General features: G+C 49.6%; 17 protein-coding genes and 1 pseudogene. 8 read left to right on the forward strand and 10 right to left on the reverse strand.

What is annotated here, in order from left to right:
* Positions 1-20 precede the first annotated feature (20 nt).
* Together AC2FAK_RS15780 and AC2FAK_RS15785 are read left to right on the forward strand one after the other, a co-directional pair.
* Positions 21-911, forward strand: a complete 891-nt coding sequence (locus tag AC2FAK_RS15780; protein WP_095455320.1) for a hypothetical protein — start codon at positions 21-23, stop codon at positions 909-911.
* A gap of 588 nt (positions 912-1,499) precedes the next feature.
* Positions 1,500-1,826 carry a hypothetical protein gene (locus AC2FAK_RS15785; protein WP_095455319.1) on the forward strand — a complete coding sequence of 109 codons (327 nt, stop codon included), beginning with the start codon at positions 1,500-1,502 and terminating at the stop codon, positions 1,824-1,826.
* Between the two features lie 13 nt (positions 1,827-1,839).
* Here the strand turns inward: AC2FAK_RS15785 and AC2FAK_RS15790 are convergent.
* Both AC2FAK_RS15790 and AC2FAK_RS15795 read right to left on the reverse strand, forming a co-directional pair.
* Positions 1,840-2,655, reverse strand: a pseudogene (locus tag AC2FAK_RS15790) (DUF4225 domain-containing protein).
* Between the two features lie 304 nt (positions 2,656-2,959).
* The gene (locus AC2FAK_RS15795; RefSeq protein ID WP_040023478.1) at positions 2,960-3,262 is read right to left on the reverse strand and encodes a hypothetical protein; all 303 of its coding nucleotides are present in this window, start codon (positions 3,260-3,262) and stop codon (positions 2,960-2,962) included.
* A gap of 221 nt (positions 3,263-3,483) precedes the next feature.
* Here AC2FAK_RS15795 and AC2FAK_RS15800 point away from each other — a divergent pair, with 221 nt between their 5' ends.
* Both AC2FAK_RS15800 and AC2FAK_RS15805 read left to right on the forward strand, forming a co-directional pair.
* Positions 3,484-4,053 carry a hypothetical protein gene (locus AC2FAK_RS15800; RefSeq protein ID WP_240516909.1) on the forward strand — a complete coding sequence of 190 codons (570 nt, stop codon included), beginning with the start codon at positions 3,484-3,486 and terminating at the stop codon, positions 4,051-4,053.
* Positions 4,050-4,463, forward strand: coding sequence for a DUF7079 family protein (locus tag AC2FAK_RS15805; RefSeq protein WP_240516908.1), 414 nt, complete (start codon positions 4,050-4,052; stop codon positions 4,461-4,463). Before AC2FAK_RS15800 ends, AC2FAK_RS15805 begins: the two co-directional genes overlap by 4 nt.
* Positions 4,464-4,578: 115 nt before the next feature.
* Here AC2FAK_RS15805 and AC2FAK_RS15810 read toward each other — a convergent pair whose 3' ends face one another.
* The 7 genes from AC2FAK_RS15810 to AC2FAK_RS15840 form a co-directional block, all read right to left on the reverse strand.
* The gene (locus AC2FAK_RS15810; RefSeq protein WP_013098374.1) at positions 4,579-5,589 is read right to left on the reverse strand and encodes a TauD/TfdA family dioxygenase; all 1,011 of its coding nucleotides are present in this window, start codon (positions 5,587-5,589) and stop codon (positions 4,579-4,581) included.
* A gap of 87 nt (positions 5,590-5,676) precedes the next feature.
* Positions 5,677-6,216 carry a LeuD/DmdB family oxidoreductase small subunit gene (locus AC2FAK_RS15815; protein WP_095455316.1) on the reverse strand — a complete coding sequence of 180 codons (540 nt, stop codon included), beginning with the start codon at positions 6,214-6,216 and terminating at the stop codon, positions 5,677-5,679.
* Entirely contained in the window at positions 6,206-7,561 is a 1,356-nt protein-coding gene (locus AC2FAK_RS15820) for a 3-isopropylmalate dehydratase large subunit (RefSeq protein WP_095455315.1), read from the reverse strand. Before AC2FAK_RS15820 ends, AC2FAK_RS15815 begins: the two co-directional genes overlap by 11 nt.
* Positions 7,562-7,669: 108 nt before the next feature.
* Positions 7,670-8,896, reverse strand: a complete 1,227-nt coding sequence (locus AC2FAK_RS15825; protein WP_095455314.1) for an MFS transporter — start codon at positions 8,894-8,896, stop codon at positions 7,670-7,672.
* Positions 8,893-9,498, reverse strand: coding sequence for an L-threonylcarbamoyladenylate synthase (locus tag AC2FAK_RS15830; protein ID WP_023620866.1), 606 nt, complete (start codon positions 9,496-9,498; stop codon positions 8,893-8,895). Before AC2FAK_RS15830 ends, AC2FAK_RS15825 begins: the two co-directional genes overlap by 4 nt.
* Before the next feature lie 12 nt (positions 9,499-9,510).
* Positions 9,511-10,737 (reverse strand): HlyD family secretion protein, encoded by a 1,227-nt coding sequence (locus AC2FAK_RS15835; protein ID WP_045901484.1) that lies wholly within the window; start codon positions 10,735-10,737, stop codon positions 9,511-9,513.
* A 10-nt stretch (positions 10,738-10,747) separates the two neighbouring features.
* Positions 10,748-11,224, reverse strand: a complete 477-nt coding sequence (locus AC2FAK_RS15840) for a YbhB/YbcL family Raf kinase inhibitor-like protein (protein WP_013098380.1) — start codon at positions 11,222-11,224, stop codon at positions 10,748-10,750.
* 235 nt (positions 11,225-11,459) lie between these two features.
* Here AC2FAK_RS15840 and AC2FAK_RS15845 point away from each other — a divergent pair, with 235 nt between their 5' ends.
* Together AC2FAK_RS15845 and AC2FAK_RS15850 are read left to right on the forward strand one after the other, a co-directional pair.
* The gene (locus AC2FAK_RS15845) at positions 11,460-12,239 is read left to right on the forward strand and encodes an L-threonylcarbamoyladenylate synthase (protein ID WP_023620864.1); all 780 of its coding nucleotides are present in this window, start codon (positions 11,460-11,462) and stop codon (positions 12,237-12,239) included.
* 38 nt (positions 12,240-12,277) lie between these two features.
* Positions 12,278-12,871 carry an L-threonylcarbamoyladenylate synthase gene (locus AC2FAK_RS15850; protein WP_013098382.1) on the forward strand — a complete coding sequence of 198 codons (594 nt, stop codon included), beginning with the start codon at positions 12,278-12,280 and terminating at the stop codon, positions 12,869-12,871.
* Here the strand turns inward: AC2FAK_RS15850 and AC2FAK_RS15855 are convergent.
* The gene (locus AC2FAK_RS15855) at positions 12,855-13,769 is read right to left on the reverse strand and encodes a LysR family transcriptional regulator (protein ID WP_013098383.1); all 915 of its coding nucleotides are present in this window, start codon (positions 13,767-13,769) and stop codon (positions 12,855-12,857) included. The two genes, AC2FAK_RS15850 and AC2FAK_RS15855, sit on opposite strands and share 17 nt — an antisense overlap.
* Positions 13,770-14,109: 340 nt before the next feature.
* Between AC2FAK_RS15855 and AC2FAK_RS15860 the strand changes: the two genes are divergently transcribed.
* Entirely contained in the window at positions 14,110-15,516 is a 1,407-nt protein-coding gene (locus AC2FAK_RS15860) for an MFS transporter (protein ID WP_170942757.1), read from the forward strand.
* 359 nt (positions 15,517-15,875) lie between these two features.
* Positions 15,876-16,232: a hypothetical protein gene (locus AC2FAK_RS15865; RefSeq protein WP_095455313.1), complete on the forward strand. Its 357-nt coding sequence runs from the start codon at positions 15,876-15,878 to the stop codon at positions 16,230-16,232.
* The last annotated feature ends 158 nt before the right edge of the window (positions 16,233-16,390 follow it).

Consider the following 16,390-nt stretch of genomic DNA (forward strand, 5'->3'; position numbering starts at 1 on the left):
GCAAACATGGGAAACAAAAAGTGGGACCAATCGAGCAATTCTTTTCATTCCTTTCAACACTGTATACGCCGCGTCGTGCTGCTCTAACAGTCTTCATGGTGGTAGGTGTAACTTTATGCTTAATTTTTCTTAATCAAAGCTTCGTATACTGGCTAACGCCAGCCTTAAAACCTGTAACAGATTTCTATCTGGCTTATATCGCTTTTCTGACAGCTACTTTTGGGCTTGGACTATCCGTATTAGTTTTTTCATTATGCGAAAAGTTATGCGGTATAGTACGCAATATTTGGTCAGAGATTGAGAAAAAACAACAGGCTATTGCAGACAAGAACATACAAAAATTGAAGTCGGAGCAGGCAGAAGCAAAATTCATTGCTAACTTCAAAGCAGCCTATCCACATTTGGAGGATAGGCTAGTTAAAATTTTAGAACACCTTGCAATCGAAGGTGATCAAAGCTTTCTAAGAAATGCTGAACGAATTCAATTTTTGAACCAACAAAGATGGATTCTTGCGGTAGCGCAGGTCAGCAAATCAGAATATCTATTTAAAATCAATGGGTTAATAAAACCTTATGTGCAGGAAAAATTTTTAAAAGAAATAAATTTCAATGTGGAGAACGCCATTGCGTCTCAAGAGCCTGCTGTGCGCTCTATACTGGCGCTGCTGGTTTCGGAAACCCCTGATAAGCACTGTAGGATACAGTATATGGATTTCTACTCTGTTAAATCCCAAGAAATTTTGAAAAACTGCTTCGTACTTTATGGCTATAACCGTGATGTATCGTTGAAATTCAAAGATTACTACAAACCAATTTTTGAAAAACTGATGTCAAAGCCTTTGAAAGAATCTATTGAAATTGAAGTCTTTGACGGAGTCGGGCCGATAGAAAAGCATAATCAAGTGTTCTAATTGATTTCAATTTGCTCCAGCGTTATTTGCGTAGGGATTACGCATTCTGACCAGACTTGGAACATGAAAATTTTTTTTAACATATCGGATATTACGATTCATACAACTTACAAAAAAACAATGATAAAAGCTAGTTACACTCGATTTCGTTCCTTTAATTCTAACTAAAACTGAAAACGCTGAAATTCTTTTCATTATTTTCAGTTTTGATTTTCCTCAACCCGACTAGGATTGGCGCGGTCTGGTTTGAAGATAAGTAGCGTGTAAGCATGCCTCGGACGCACCTGCGTCATCATCGGAACAGACCATACCGACTATTGATAAGCCTTAGTGTTGTAATGAACCGAAGCAGTCGTTGACCTCAACGCCGTGCACTCTATGATGGTAATCCTGCGCACTAAAGGAATTTCACCTAGTTAAGAGATATGCTTATGTTCTGGCTGTCAGGCACGTAGCGGGGTTTGTCTGACTATAGGCACAATCGAGTGATTCATGACCCCAGCGAGTGTTGAATCTGTTTTTGCTCAGCCATAACTGTTATTGTTTTATATAATTTAAGCAGGAGCATTCAACGTTCAGGAGTGAAGGGTGATAGACGCGCAACAGGAAACGAAACTTCGTTCATACGGGTTTACTGATAAAAACATTACGGCTTTGCGTGCCGTACTTGAAGATCCGAAACGTAAAGATCGGACTCTGCATTCACTTTTAGTTGAGCTAAAAAGACGCTTCTACACGTCCTGGATCATTGTCATTGGTTTACTGTTTTTTGCTACCTATGCAACTATCACTAATGATTATGGTAATGGTTGGATTTATTTCGCAATAATTATCGTTTTATCTCTTTTTATATTGGGAATGGCACCGCTGTCTGTCTCATGGAAGGCGGTGAAATTTTTACGCAAGGAGGGATAATCCTCCTTTCTGCCTAACGAACAAACTCTTGTTCATCGGTATTATACGTTTTTCCCATCGTATAAATTTTATGGGCTGATTTTCCAACTTCAATAGCCAGCGCTGGCCGTGTCATTGTTGAAACTTTGCGGTAAAAGTCCGTCGATAACCAGTCGTACAGCCGCCAACTTTCAGGCTTGAGCATGGGGCGAAATATTCCATACATTGATGTCACCATGTTCATCCCTTGCCAGGCTAACATGCCTGTCTTACGCTCAAATCAGAGAAACTCTGCAGCGCCCATATACGCATCCTGAGCAATATTCCCTGGATTTGGTACTCCCGTTAGCTTATCAATATTTTCCATTAGATTACTGGTTCCATGAAAGATCAGCGTTGCTCCTGCAATTACACCGAGGATATTCCCGGTGCTGGCTGAACCAACCGCCATCATTGCACCGCCCACAATCTGAATGCCGCCCAGAACAATTCCAACGCCGCTAATCACGTACCCGACGATTTTCCCATTATCTTCATAAAGATTTACGGCAGCAGCAAGATAAGCCTCACCCGTGCGTAACATTCTGTCCTGAACTTTAAGGTTGTCGCGTTCGGCTTTTAAATTTGCAATGCACTCTTTGCAAACACCATCATTCCTGGCCTGGCGGATACCGTTACGCTGAGCATTAATAAATGCCTTGATTTCATCAAGAAACCGGATACGGGTCAGCCCATCTTTAAAATGTGCGCTGGCAACCTGCGTTGCTATGTTCCACAGAGAGTTTGCTTCTATCTGCGCCATGGAAGCATAGTAATTAATAGACCGGTTCGGGTTCAGATATATATCCATTTTTTCTTATCCATTTTGGTTTCAGCCTGACGTAACGCTGCTATTCACTTAACCATATTTTTATTGCATTGTGAACTTTTACCGCAATCTGAGCATATTTGTTTAGTCTAAATTTTAGTTCAGTCTCATCATACAGAGGCGGGTAATACGCCAACAGCTAACTGCATTGAAGTGCCTATATAGCCAATCAGGCCAATGGATGTAACTATCACATTCAGTGATAAGAGCGCGGAATGCACAAACCCTGAGAAATTAGTTGAACCTGTAAATTGCCCCATGAAAAAAGGAAGATAAAAAATTAATGCTACGTCTTTAAACGCCAGGCTTTATAAGCTAATTTCAGTGGAGTCATCCAACAAAAGATACCAATAATAAACACTACAGCAACGCCTAATGAGATGATATTTTCCGGGGAAGCGAAGCACACCGCCAGGATGAACATAACGATAAGCATAACTGAAAGAATGAGAATTCCTTTGAAACGATTTGAAAGCGCAGGGAGCAAAAGTTCCAATGTTATATGTTGAGTAGCTGCATGGCGTTTAAGCTGTTGCAACTCCTGTTTTGTGAAGCCCGATCTAAGCAATACATCTTCAGTTATCGTCACGCTAATCCCCCTCTTTATAATCAAAGCCAGTATACCGTGACCTGAGTAAAAAAACGGCCAACTTGCCGGTAGTTTATGGTGTCCTCCTGCCTGTTTATTCCTGAATTACCCGGGCAGTTCACCCAGTTGAAGCAACAGATACCCCGCGTCAACAGGTGGCTAGCCCCCCCCCTGACCTGCTGCCCGGTAATTAATTCAGGAGGCTCTACAGCCAGGCAAATTTGTTTGCCAGTAAACCATCAAAAGCTTATGTTTTCTCTTTAGCAAATCCACAGTCACAGAACGCTTCCAGTCCAGACATGGAAACATACCCGAAATTAATGATGCAGCAGGTTCAATCACTCTCTCTGATATTAACCCGCGAAGCGAACGAGTTAACCCAGGCTCAGTGTGACGTCATGCTCAATGGCGAAAGCACGGGTATTCTCGTTCCCGGACACATACTGGAAGCTGCGGTTCAGGTTAATGACCAACGTTATATCCTGTTTCTGACAGACGATGTCATTTTCGAGGAATCGTTGACCATTGCCCTTATCGACGTGCATGACGGGCTTAAAGAAATTGTTCGTTTAGGTAATGAATACTCGACAGGAAGTTTTGCTGACCTCCAGATCACTGACGATAGCGTGAATTTCAGGTTTATTGGGGATTATATCTGGACAGTGGAAGTATCAGATTCACCTCGCTTGCGCCTCCCTTTTATTTCCGACCCGAAAGGTGTTAAACGGGAGTCAGGCCTGAAAAAATACATAGCGATTTCTGCCACTCCCACGCCGGAAAACATAAGTTGAAGCCATTATTTAACAGAATACTCACCTTAACTGACGCAGAACTGATCGCCCGCGTCCCCGTCTGGCACGCCTTATCAGAACTTTTTTCCGGGCGTGAACTCCAGGAGTATGACTATCAATGGATGGCAGAGGTGCTGAAAAAATCCGGATTAAACCGGGAAGAGATCTTCAGAATTGTGGATGAGGAAGTCGCCCCTGCTCTACAGGCGAATCTGCTTTACAACCCAACGCCGGTGATGGACGGTTGGTCAGAAGAAGAGATCAAACGGCTTGTGACAACGTATTTGAACAGAAAGCCGACAATTATCGAACGCATCATTCCGGCCCGGGTACTGTTAAAACAACGGCGCAAACACATCAGCAAGGAACTTAACAGGCTATCCGCTGAGCTTGATAACGGCTTGTCATAAGTTATAAAGCGAGATGATAACCAAAGAATGTTAATAGCACAGGTCTTCTCGCACAAACAAAAAAACCCGCACACCTCAGGTATGCGGGCTTTTTTATACCAGCAAGGTCACACTCTTACTCGGCGACCACAAACCCCGGCAGATCGGCATCGAAGTAGTTGTGATACATATTCATCACTTCGGGATTACGGAAGCTGTAGGTTTTCAGCAGCCAGCGTTTTTCCGCAGAGTAGGGATCTCTCACCTGGATGATTTCCCGGTTGTGTAAAGAGTCCTGATTGGCGAAGGAGAACAGGTCGCCTTTGTTAATAGCAACGCGGCCTTTTGCCGCTTTGGTGATGGCCACCTTAAGGTCAATTAATGCTTTGATCGCCTCTGCTGGCGCATCCGGAGAATACGTTGTGCGTGTGTCGTAGTAACGGAAAGTATGAATATTCTCCAGGATCGGATGCAGCTCAGAATCAATCTGGCTGGCGTTCGAGTCGCGAGAGTATTCATCAAAAGGGGTAATAAAAAGTGGCTTGCGTAACCACTCCTGGGATTCAGCTTTCAAATTATCCAGAATCGCTTTACCGTCCAGGTAGCCGGTAAAAATCAGGTTTTCTTCGCTGCAACGCATGCCTAATAAACTGAGAAAATCAGCACGTACCGGGTGAGCGGTGCGATCGTTGTGGTAATAAAGTTCGCCGTCCGTTTTTTGCGTTTGTGTGTTGCTGTATTTTTTGTCGGCATAAACATCATGGAAAAAATCACCGTTGTTGCGCGTACGGTAGGCCAGTAACGGGGAGTCGGTGAGCTGAGCGAACAGCTCCAGCAGCGCCTCTCCTACAAAGGTGAGCTTTTTGGCGTACTTATCGTTAACGGGATTGGACTGATCAAATTCAGGGATGATGGTGTCGAGTGGTACGTTTTTTAATAAATGCGCGTTAATGCCTTGATCCTTGCGCTCTTGCCTGACGCGCTCGCAGGCCTGAACAAAAAAAGTGGGCACCAGACCATTTTCAATGAGTTCGGTGATGGACTGCTTGAAGAGTTTGTAGTCTGTATAAGGGCTGATGGTGACACGGCTGATAAGTTTTGATAGCTCATCTTTTTGAAGATCGTTAAACTCTAGCTGGGTGATCATAGTTTGATTGCCTTATGTACGCTCAAAACAGACGCTGCACCCTGAGAAAGTAAGGCGTCTTGTTTTGAGTCTTATGGTTGTATTGGATTAAATCTTTCCTGTTTGCCTTGCGTAAGCGAACAAGCCACCGGCGGCGACAATGTTCGCAAGTTCCCCTACCGGAGCGGTTTTCAGAATCCCATCAGCAGTATCAATCTGATGAGCGTCTAAATCGATTTCAATGGTATCCCCCGTTTTCAGCGCACGGATATCACAGCCTTCATTCAGCGTGACGGGCATGATTTGCCCCGTGGATACACAGTTACGGAAAAATATGCGGGCGAACGACTGGGCGACGACGGCCTTCACGCCGGATGCTCCCAGAGCCACCACCGCATGCTCGCGCGATGAGCCACAGCCGAAATTTTTCCCGGCCACAATAAAGTCATAACCGGCTCGCTGCGTCTGCGGATTAATAAACGGCAGCGCCCCTTCCGGCAGTCCGCACATGGCGAGCGTTGCCAGCTCTTCACGCCCCTCGGCAGAGGCCGGGTTAACTTTCAAATATTCAGCCGTTAATATCTGGTCGGTATCGATATTGTCGCCTAACACATAAACTGTACCGCGCATTACGTTATTAATAGTCATTAGTTAAGTACCGTTCTGGATTAGTAATAAAACCGGTCACTGCCGCAGCAGCCACTGCATAAGGTGAGGCCAGATAAATCATCGCGCCTTTGTTTCCCATCCGCCCCACAAAGTTACGATTGGTGGTGGAGATCACGCTTATCGGATCCCTGACTCTCCCAAAGGTGTCCGCAGGCCCGCCACAGCAAGCCGCGCAGCCGGGTTCAGAAGATAATTTAACGCCAGCCCGGGTCAGAATTTCATACACGGATCGGCCCTTCACCTGGGTGGTGATCAGATTATGAAAAACCTCTTTGGTCGCGGGAACGGCGTAGGTTGGGATGGCCACCTTGCGCTGCCACAGTATTTCCGCAGCAGCGATAAAATCATCCGTTTTACCGCCCGTGCAGGAGCCAATATAGGCTTGCGAAATGGCAATATTTTCCAGCTGTGTCACTGCCACCACATTATCCGGTGAGTGTGGCCGCGCAATCACACTGGTTAATGCCGAGACGTCAATATCAATCGTGCGGACGTAATGCGCATTTTCATCAGGCGTCACCACGGAAAACGGGACGGTGGTTCTGGTCGCCAGGTAATCCAGCGTGGCCTGGTTTGGCACCATAATGCCGTTTTTAGCCCCGCACTCCACAACCATATTGCACATCGTCATTCGCTCTTCGACCGATAATTCATCGATGACGTTGCCGGTAAATTCGATGGCATTATAGGTCGCCCCTTCCACGCCCAGCTCTTTCATTAACACCAGAATTAAATCTTTCGCCTGAACGCTTTTCGCTTTTTTACCGTAGTAATTCACTTTTATGGTGGCGGGAACCATCAACGGGAGCTCCCCCGTACCCAGGGCGTACGCCCCGTCGGTGATCCCCACGCCAATGGCGAAGGTGCCAAAGGCCCCGGCAGTCACGGTGTGAGAATCGGTCCCCAACAACACCTCTCCCGGCCGGGTGTGTCCCCCTTCCGCCAGGCCGATATGACACACGCCTTTATAGTCCGGGGTGCCCACATCATAAAAATGGGTAATATTTTGCGCTTTTGCGAATTCCCGCATTACCCGAATATTTTGATTCGCCTGCGGGTCGGCGGAATAAACAAAGTGGTCAGGGATCATAATAAAGCGATCCGGGTTCCAGACTTTTGCCTCTTCACCAAATTCTTTTTTAAATACGCTGGCGACGCCAGGCGTGCAGGGATCGTGGGACATTAATACATCAACATTCACGAAAAGAACTTCACCCGGTGAAACATGCGATCTCTTGCTGGCTCTGGCGATGATTTTTTCGGTTAACGTCATCCCCGGCTTTATATTTACCGACGCATAATCATCAGTTTCGTGAATATTCATTTTTCTCTCCTCTTTATCTGATGGGGAAATTACACCGTACAGAGGAGGGGCTTTCAACGGGAATCCGTTATTCGTCAGATTAGTTTCATTTTGCGTATGAATTGTTCCTCAGGTGGAACTGTGCTCCCCGCTGCGCAAATTCTTTAAGTAAAGCAGTGCAGATATGCATACCACCAGAATATAGATCAGGCAGAAGATCAGCATCAGCGTGGAAAAGTCCCGGCTCACCAGCAGCCACGCCCCAACGGCCAGTAAAAAAGCATTGGCCAGCCCGAAATCACGCTCCATGCGCCCGAACACGCGCATACGTTCATCCGGGGTATTGGCAGAGAGATCGAGGTTAGCAAGCGTGACGGGCCGGATCGTCCCGGAGCCAAACCCCAGCAGCACCAGCGCCAGCAGCCCGGAGACAAAATAGTCCATGCCTCTCGCTGCAAGCCATTCATTGCTGGCAAAAAGCCCCAGCGCCGCCGTCATAAAAAGGCTTGTCGTCGCCAGTAACGCCGTTACCCCAAACCGTGCGATAAACGGCCCGGCTATTTTGATCGCTCCCCAGGACGAGAGCGTAAAGCAGCTCAGTACGGCACCGAAAAGCAGCGGGTCGACATTCACCATAATAAAGTAGAACGGGATAAAGCCGATGAACGGCGCCAGCGTAAAAGCGCGTGAGATGGAATAGAACAGCATCCAGAAGAGCTGGTTCCCTCTGGGCGAAAAAGAGACCCGCTCAACAGGCCGGGCAGGTTCGGGCTCTGCCTCCTGCACACGAATCAACGCCACGCATCCGGAGGAGATAACGCTCACCACAATGGCGGCGATAAACGGCCACTGGGGATTATAGTCAAACAGAATACTCCCCAGCGACCCGGCGATCAGGGTGGCAATAAACATCCCGCTTTGCGACGTGGTCTGGATCTGCATAAACCGGTGCTGGTCGCCTGCGGTGAGCTGGCGCAGCAGGGCCGCATCCGTGGTCAGCGCAATGGTAAATCCCGCGCCGCCAAGCAGCTGCGACACCACCAGCAGAGGGAGGCTGACCTCACTTTGCCGGGTGCTCCAGAGCATCAGCGTCATTCCCAGCGCCTTCATCAGTTCGCCTGCAATCACCGTCTGTCTGGGTGACAAAAAGCGCAGCAGCCAGCCGGGTATGCCGCTGCTGAAGGTGCTGGTCAATCCATACAGCGCCAGCAGGAAAATAATCCGGTACATCCCCATGTCTATTGTCCAGAAATAGAGCAGCAAGACGGGAAGATGGAAATAGCAACGGGAAATAATACGGTAGGCCAGGAACAGGCCATGGTTGCCAGACCCGGGATGTAACCGGCGCGTCGTCATGACGCCAGCATCGCCATAATATCCATATCTCCCGCACGAAGGATTTTAATCTCCTTCTCCAGTAACGAGACGATGGTGCTGGAGACCGTTGTCACCGGACGCTGGACTGCGGGCAGAATATAGCCCACACGGTCGCCAAACGTCTGGCGGGCGGCATCAATGTCGATCAGGCAGTCAGACTCCACGCCGGAAAGATTGGCAGAACTCATCCCCAGCGGGCGGCCAAACAGCGCAATCACCTCTCGCAACACGCTCTGATGATTGCACACCAGAGAGATGGAGTCCGGCTTCAGATAGGGGTTCTGCGGCACATTGTCCGATGCCGGAACCACCACATTCAGCGCGCCGGGCATGGCACCAATCAGTTTGTCGAGCGCAGCGCGGTGCTGGACCTTATCGACGGCGATGTAATCCCATGCCTGCGCCGGTTCCGCGACGAAAAGCGTCAGCGGTTTCTGTCGTTCGCGTTTTTTGAGATCGTAAATTTTCTGGCAGGCGTCAATGTTCCACGGGTCTGCCGCCAGGGCGTAATTCGTGTCCGTGGGGACCAGAACCACCTCGCCGCGCTTCAGGGCGGCGACCGTATTATGTATATGCTGCATCTCTTTTCCTGTTTAAATGTTGACGGTTACGCTACGGCCCGCGAGGCAGAAACTGGCGGGATCCGGCACGTCTTTCCAGTCGATATCGATATGTGCAGTCAGTACTTTCACGGGCAACTGCCGGCGCGCGATTTCAGGCGGGGGCTGTACGTCCCTCTCCCCGACCGCCACGCGTCCACTCCCAGCGCGGAGGGTTCTTATCGTTCCTTTCCAGCGCGTGGCGGATGCGGTGGTCAGACGCACCGTTACCGCCATCCCCGGGCGCAGACTGCCGGCGTCAGCCTCATCAAAAAACGCCTCTACCCAGCGAGTGCGGCAATCCAGAATGCGCACAATGGGGGTGCCGTTCTGAACGCTCGCACCACTCTCCTCCGTCACGTCCCAGATCACGCCGTCCGTGCTGCTGTTGAGCGCCGCCTGCTGACGGGAGTGAAGAAGCGCAGCGACTTCCTGAATGCTTTGCGTCGTCGCCTGCTTGCGGGCAATCAGCTGTAGCTTCTCCTGCTGCATATTCTCGATTGTGAGCGACATATCGCGCTGATTCTGCTGTGGCGCATCCAGCGTTCTTGGCCCTGTCAGCTGAAGACCGGATTTGGCGGCATTCACGTCCAGTAAACGCTGACGGAGCTCGGCCGCTTTCGCCTCCTGGCTGGCCTGCAACACCCGCGTGTTGTTCTTACGCTCTTCATACTCCATGCGGCTGATGAAACGCTGCTGGTAGAGATTTTCATAGCGCTGAAGCTGCTGTCGGGAGAAGGCGGTTTGCGCCGTAATCGCGCTCAGCTCCTCCTTCAGTTGCACAAACGTGGCAGCCGATTGTTTCTCACCTAACTGCTGCTGCATTCTGCTCTCGGCAAGGTACTGCTGCCGCTGCTGCTGATAAACCTGCAGTCGTTGATCGATCCCCGAAATTTGCTTGTCGAGTTCAGCAAGCTGGATCTCCAGCGCGCTGCGCTGAGCCACCAGGCCGGGGATCTGGTCGTTCGCCTGCGTGGTGACAACATTTCCCAGCGATTGCCGGGCCCGGACCGCCTGTCCCGGCGCGATGTTCTTCGCCAGCACCAGCTGTCCCGGCAGCGGGGAGAGCACCGTGGATATTCGGCCATTGATAAAGGCCTCCTTGCTGGAGACCCCCATTCCCGCAAAAAACAGCAGAACAATGGCCACCAGCACGCCACCCGCCACGCCCCATTTGAGCAGGCTATACCGGGCGAAAACCGCTCTGATTCGGTTAATCACACACGCCTCATTAACGCTTATACAGCGTGACGACGCTGGCTTTCTCAAGGGTATGCATGTTGATGAGGAAACGTATCACCGCGTTTGGCAGATCCGGCGTCACGCCCAGGTCATCACAGCTCAGGGCGTGCAGGGTGAAGATATAGCGGTGCGGAATGTCGCCCTCTGGCGGGCAGCAACCGCCGTAGCCAGGCGCACCAAAATCGGAGCTGGCGTGTTTGATGTCGGGTGTGTTCGCCGGGTTTCCCGCGCCTGCCGCAAGCCCGGTCAGGCTGGCAGGAATGTTATACGCCACCCAGTGCCAGAAACCGCTGCCCGTTGGCGCATCAGGATCGTACGCGGTTACGGCAAAACTTTTGGTTCCCTGCGGGACATTTTCCCAGGACAAGGCGGGCGAGACATTATCGCCATTCCCCCCAAAATTATGATATTCGTTCGCTTTGGAGAGAAAAGCGTAGTCACTTAAACCTGCAATAGATACTTTCATAGCGTTAACCTCTGTTTGAAAATCGGTATTTACCGGTGGGTTGTTCTATTGGTAACCGATTGAAAGCAAAACCGGTAACAGAATTAACCAACCCGGCATATTGCCCAGGAATAACGCGATATTGTTCCAACACTGAAACAATGCGGTGAAAATTTCTCTGCTGATTGCGAAGCCTCTTATTACACGACATCCTTTCCCTAAATTTATGACACCAGTGCGGTGCAGGGAGAATTGAATGATGAATAAGAAAGTCGCGTGGAATGGTCAGGTTCAGCCGGAAGCGATTAACGTATTATCGGCTGAAGGCGGAATGATTGTTTGCCCTACGAAAGTGGGTTATATCATTATGACCTCAGATAAAGAGGGGCTGGAGAGAAAATTCGAAGCCAAACAGCGAAACCGTAATAAACCCGGCGTGGTATTGTGCGGCAGTATGGAACAGCTGAAATCGCTGGCGGAGATGAACCCGGAAATCGAGGCATTTTATCAGGCCCACTGGGATGCAGACGTATTACTGGGCTGTATTTTACCGTGGCGAGAAGATGCCATCGCCAGATTACCCGATAACGGCCTCAAAGAGCTGATGATGGACGGCAGAAAAACCAGCTGCTTCGTGATTAAATTTGGCAAACCCGGCGAAATGATTGCTAAAGAGCTGTGGGAAAATCATCAAAAATTCTCTTTTGCCAGCTCGGCGAATCCGTCAGGAAAAGGCAACCGCGGCATGGTGGAATTCATTGGGGAACGCATCGAATCGCGTGCAGACTTAATTATTTGTGCCAACGAGTACGTTAAGTCTATTCAGCCTGATGAAACCCAGGAGAGTCGCTATGAACAAGGCGTGATGGTGTCCATGGTGGACAGCGAAGGGAAACTGGTCCCTGAACAGGGTAGTGCCAGAAAAGTGACCCCTTGCCCGGTATTAATTCGCAAAGGTCTCGACGTGAATAAAATTATTAATTTCATGTCCGCCCAGTTTAATACCTGGGACTATCGCCACGGCGATTACTATTAATTTTTGGGTTTAACCGCGTCACAGGGATATCGATAATCATGTCATTTATAGACAAGGCCATTACCGTATTGCGTAATAGCGGGATCATCCTGATCCCTACCGATACCCACTTTGCCCTGGCAGCCGATCCTTACAGCCCGGATGCCGTGGAAAAATTGACGCTGTTAAAAAGATCGCCCTGTACCAGAGAGATGACGTTTTGCTTCTGCGAACTGGCGGACATATGGGAATGGGTGGATGTCAGCCCGTGGCAAAGAAGCAAAATTGAAATGCTCAGCCGGGCCTGCTGGCCCGGCACCCTTAAAATCAGCCTGCGAAAGAAACAGCGCGCCGATTTTCTTCCCGGCGCAGGCGATATTCTCCCGGTCGTCTGCGTGAAAAACAGTCAGATGCGAACCATCATCAGCCGCTTAGGCAGGCCCCTGGTGGTGATCCCGGCAGGGTATCCGCAGGATGAGGGCGATCTTGTCAGTTTTACGCTCGCCCGGGAAGACATGGGAGACTGTGTCGATCTGGTTGTCCCGTCCAACTGCAAAAACCCCAGCCGTACCGCCACCACGCATATCTCTTTGCTGGATGACAAAGTCTCGATCCTGCGTCATGGCGAGCTGGATATCAGTAGCCTGCTTTGACCTCGGCCCCGGCGATCAGCTGCTGAAGTTCGTCGCTAAAGCGTTTAATGCCTGAGGTCATCGTGTTTTTATTTTTGGACAGTAGCCACACTTTATATTCATCCATCTGCCAGCCGGGTAAAAGCCGGACCAGTTTCCCGGTGGCGAGACTTTCTCGCGCAATGTAATTGGGCAAGTAAGCAATGCCGAGGCCGGAAAGCGCCATGCTGATCAGCGCCACGCTGTTGTTGCTTCTGAAGCGGCTATGAACGTCGATATTGACCTTCTGTTTCTCTTTTCTGAACGGCAGCGAAACCGTACGCGCCACACCGCGAAACAGAATGTAGTTGTGGGCCGGGAGATCGCCCGGCGTCAGGACAGGACGCATCCGGGCGATACAGTCAGGGGTGGCATAAAGCCCCCACTGGATGGAGCATAAAAATTTGGTGTGCTCATGGGTTGGCGTGTCCTGCGCCACAATGATAGAGAGATCGTACTGGCTCTCTTTGATATCCACCGCTTTATCCGATAAATCGAGATCGACGTTGGCCATAATATTTCGTTCTAAGTACGCATTTAATGCTGGCACAACATACTCTTTTCCGAACGTCACCGGGGCAAGTATTTTTATTGTCCCCGCTGGTTCCTCATAATAATCCCGTATAAAGCGTTCTGCGGCGCGCAGTTCATTCAATATTTTGAAGCAGTGCTGATAGTAACTCAGCCCCAGCTCCGTAATCTCTATTTTCCGGGTGGTGCGCTTAAGCAGCATTGCACCAATACGTTTTTCCAGCGTTGAAATATCCCGGCTAACTGATGACTTCGACATTCCCAAAGAGAGTGCGGCCTCGGTGAAGCTCAGGGTTTCGACGACACGCGCGAAAACCACCATCGGAATTAAATTCTCGATTTTTTCCATTCTACAATCTGCACCAGGTCAGCAAACGTCACCCGATAATTAGTGGCAAAAGTCCTTGCTATCGTCAAGTGAAAATTTTCCAGCATTGTCGTTCTGCCCCGGTTCGATAATAACTCCGCAGCGCCGCACGGCTATTTTTCACCGCGTAACAAGAATATATTTTCTTCAAAAAATGGGTTAACTCAGAGGGTGAATATCCACGCACTAAAAGAAAAATATCTGGTTTTTTATGCTTTATTTATTGCTTCTGAATACGAATTAAAAATTTAAATCCGCTGATTTCCCTCTAGCATAACGACTCAGGGTGAATGTTACGAGAGGGTTAACCGTGAGTGAATGCATAGTTTCAGGAACACAGTGGGGGGCACAAAACCCCATCCGCGAGGACGATCTTGCGGCAAGGATCGATGCCTTACCGGCTTCCGCCGGACTTTGGCGATTCATCGCCTTGCTGTCCCTTGGCGGTTTTTTTGAGCTTTACGATCTGTTTCAGACAGGCTACATCAGCGCCGGTCTCATTGCTGATGGCATCTTCCACACCGGCCAGCAGGGCGTGTTCGGTATGGCCGACCAGGCCGCGTTTGCGTCCGCGACCTTTCTGGGGCTTTTTATCGGTGCCAGCCTGCTCAGCCCCTATGCTGATCGCATTGGCCGACGCGCGACCTTTATGTATGCCCTCCTCTGGTACGGGCTGTTCTCTCTCGTCATGGCGTTTCAGCATCAGGCAGAATGGGTGATCTTTTTTCGTTTTATGGTAGGCATCGGCCTCGGCGTTGAACTGGTCACCATTGATACCTATCTGACAGAGTGGGTACCTGCTCACCTTCGCACCCGCGCCTTTGCTTTCGCCTTTTTCATTCAGTTTCTCTCGGTTCCTGCCGTCGCGCTGATGTCATGGTGGCTGGTGCCGCAGATGTGGTTTGGCCTGAGCGGATGGCGGTTCGTGGTGATCGCTGGCGCGCTGGCGTCCATCATTATATGGCTGGTGCGCAAGGGGCTGCCGGAATCTCCGCGCTGGCTGCTGCAGCAAAAGCGTTTTCTCGAGGTGAGAACCGTCATGCAGGAGATGGAGAAGCGCTGCGGCAGCGGCGAACAGGCGGATTTCCCTCTCCGCGCCGGGCAGCACAACGAACAGGTTTCACTCAAGGGCAGGTTTAAGGATATCTGGTCTCCGCGCTACCGTGGCCGGGTTGCGATGCTGGTGGTGATGAATATCTTTCAGGCGATTGGCTTTTTTGGCTTCGGAAACTGGCTGCCCGCCCTGCTGTCCGGCAGCGGGACATCCGTCACGCACAGTTTGTTATACGCCTTTTTCATTACCCTGGCCTATCCTCTCGGCGCGCTTATCTGCAGCCGCTATGCCGATCGAATGGAAAATAAATGGCAAATCGTGTTGTCCTGTCTGACCACGGTCATCTTTGGTTCGCTGTTTGCGTTTCAGAGCAACCCACTGCTGCTCATTGCCTGCGGCTTTTTTATTACCTGGTCCAATGCCTGGCTGACTTACAGTTACCACTCCTATCAGTCAGAGATTTTCCCCACCCGTATCCGGGCGCGAGCGGTCGGCTTTTGTTACTCCTTTAGCCGTTTATCCACCGTCTTCAGCAGTATAATTATCGGTCTGATATTGCAATATAGCGGCTCAATGGCGGTCATTGCCTTTATTGTGATCAGTATGCTGATTGTTATGCTCACCATTGGTATTTTTGGTCCCAACACGCGCGGTATCGACCTGGAAAATATTTAATCACGGTGACTAATAAAATGCCGTCTCACAACTTGTGAGCGGCATCCATGATTATTTTCGCTGCCCCGGAGATAATAACATCGCCCCTAATAACATCGGGCGGGAGCATACCAGGAAAACACGGATGAAATTTGCGCAAACAAGGAGAGAGCGATGTACAGACCCTTCACCATAGTATTTTTTATTTTACTGACGCTGGCAGCACTGGCTGAGATTGGATATCTCACGTTCGGTTAGTCTTTCGCATGAAATAGCGCCGTCATGGCCTCCACCCTTTTACAGTTTTTTCCTAAAGCCGCTTCGCTTTGTCTGTGACATGCTGAATCACGCTCATAACCGATAACGTAAATGAGGATATTATGAAAAAAACAATTATCGCATTGTCTGCCATTCTGCTGGCTTCTCCAGTATTTGCTGCGACCACACATGCAACTGATGATACCGTCGCCGCGGCGAACGCTAACGCCAACGAAGCGAAGCAAAAACTGCACGAAGAGCAGAACAAAGGTGAAGAGCTGAAGCTGAAACAGAAACATGCTGCAGAAGGTAAAAGCGAAAGCTTTGGCAGCAAGATCAGCGAAGACTCACAGAAAGTCTGGCACAAAACCAAAGAAGGCACCGAGAAGGGTTGGGACGCCACCAAAGAAGGTGCTGAGAAAGGCTGGAACAAAACCAAAGAAGGTGCCAGCGAGCTGGAAAAGAAAGTCACTGAGTAACCGTCACACAGATAAAAAGGCCGCCTGCGCGGCCTTTTTTATTGCTTCAAATAAAGTCAGGCGTATTTTACCCCTCACCATTTTATTAAATATCGCCTGCTAGCAGAAAATTTAACCCTGTAAAAGAATATTTTTAAAATGCGAATAAATATAATATA

It is taken from the genome of Enterobacter cloacae complex sp. 394F7 (assembly GCF_057320385.1).

Coding starts and splice junctions, on each gene's coding strand:
- AC2FAK_RS15810 (WP_013098374.1), bottom strand. CDS start 5,589: ATGATCACCCAGCTAGAGTTTAACGATCTTCAAAAAGATGAGCTATCA.
- AC2FAK_RS15815 (WP_095455316.1), bottom strand. CDS start 6,216: ATGACTATTAATAACGTAATGCGCGGTACAGTTTATGTGTTAGGCGAC.
- AC2FAK_RS15820 (WP_095455315.1), bottom strand. CDS start 7,561: ATGAATATTCACGAAACTGATGATTATGCGTCGGTAAATATAAAGCCG.
- AC2FAK_RS15825 (WP_095455314.1), bottom strand. CDS start 8,896: ATGACGACGCGCCGGTTACATCCCGGGTCTGGCAACCATGGCCTGTTC.
- AC2FAK_RS15830 (WP_023620866.1), bottom strand. CDS start 9,498: ATGCAGCATATACATAATACGGTCGCCGCCCTGAAGCGCGGCGAGGTG.
- AC2FAK_RS15840 (WP_013098380.1), bottom strand. CDS start 11,224: ATGAAAGTATCTATTGCAGGTTTAAGTGACTACGCTTTTCTCTCCAAA.
- AC2FAK_RS15845 (WP_023620864.1), top strand. CDS start 11,460: ATGATGAATAAGAAAGTCGCGTGGAATGGTCAGGTTCAGCCGGAAGCG.
- AC2FAK_RS15850 (WP_013098382.1), top strand. CDS start 12,278: ATGTCATTTATAGACAAGGCCATTACCGTATTGCGTAATAGCGGGATC.
- AC2FAK_RS15855 (WP_013098383.1), bottom strand. CDS start 13,769: ATGGAAAAAATCGAGAATTTAATTCCGATGGTGGTTTTCGCGCGTGTC.
- AC2FAK_RS15865 (WP_095455313.1), top strand. CDS start 15,876: ATGAAAAAAACAATTATCGCATTGTCTGCCATTCTGCTGGCTTCTCCA.